The sequence below is a fragment of the Vibrio splendidus genome (genome assembly GCF_002873455.1).
In the GTDB taxonomy this organism is placed as follows: Bacteria; Pseudomonadota; Gammaproteobacteria; order Enterobacterales; family Vibrionaceae; genus Vibrio; species Vibrio splendidus_J.
In genome coordinates this window covers 1-261 of record NZ_MCUN01000044.1, presented here as the reverse complement: position 1 = coordinate 261, position 261 = coordinate 1, and the positions used below count along the sequence as shown (strand labels likewise).

Sequence of the window (261 nt, the reverse complement as noted above, 5' to 3'; positions counted from 1 at the left end):
CTAATGAACCATTTTTAAATACTCTGATAGAAGAGAATACTTAAAGATGGTATCCCGTAGGGGAGTCGAACCCCTGTTACCGCCGTGAAAGGGCGGTGTCCTAGGCCTCTAGACGAACGGGACACTAGTATCTCTTTTACTTTCTAAACCTAATCAATCTGTGTGGACACTCATCGTAAGTATCTTCGTATAAGGAGGTGATCCAGCCCCAGGTTCCCCTAGGGCTACCTTGTTACGACTTCACCCCAGTCATGAACCACA

The 261-nt window shown here is 46.4% G+C and carries 1 tRNA gene and 1 rRNA gene; both read right to left on the bottom strand.

Annotation, left to right across the window (positions count from 1 at the left end):
• Positions 1-47 precede the first annotated feature (47 nt).
• A tRNA-Glu gene (locus tag BCU75_RS19795) sits at positions 48-123 on the bottom strand.
• A gap of 67 nt (positions 124-190) precedes the next feature.
• Positions 191-261: ribosomal RNA gene (locus BCU75_RS19790) — 16S ribosomal RNA — on the bottom strand; the annotation flags it as partial.